The following is a 455-nucleotide window of genomic DNA, read 5'->3' as shown; positions in this document are numbered from 1 at the left end:
GAACAGCAAGTGATGGTCGAAGGCTGGAACCACACCCGAGCGGCCTATCCGAACGAGCGCAGCATTCATTCGTTGATCGAAGCTCAGGTATTCGCCACCCCGGACGCTCCGGCACTGGTGTTTGGCGAGCAGGCTCTGAGCTACGCTGAGCTCAACCGCCGCGCCAACCAACTGGCGCACAAGCTGCGTGAACTGGGCGTTGGCCCGGATGCGCTGGTGGGCATCGCCATGGAGCGCAGCCTGGAGATGGTCATTGGCTTGCTGGGGATTGTGAAGGCAGGCGGCGCCTACGTGCCGCTGGATCCGGAATACCCGCAGGACCGCCTGGCCTACATGTTTGAAGACAGCGGCATCGGCTTGCTGCTGACCCAGTCGCACCTGCGTGACAACCTGCCGATTCCGGCCGGCCTGCGCAGCCTGGACCTGGATGTCGAAGACCTCAGCGGCTTCAGCGA

At 63.5% G+C, this 455-nt stretch carries 1 protein-coding gene; it reads left to right on the top strand.

The annotated features are described in order from the left end of the window. The coding region (locus SB756_RS28135; RefSeq protein ID WP_410912763.1) for an AMP-binding protein at positions 1-455 on the top strand (455 nt) is incomplete at both ends.

Source organism: Pseudomonas sp. SIMBA_068 (genome assembly GCF_046534705.1).
Taxonomy (GTDB): Bacteria; Pseudomonadota; Gammaproteobacteria; order Pseudomonadales; family Pseudomonadaceae; genus Aquipseudomonas; species Aquipseudomonas putida.
This window is presented reverse-complemented; position numbering and strand designations above follow the sequence as displayed.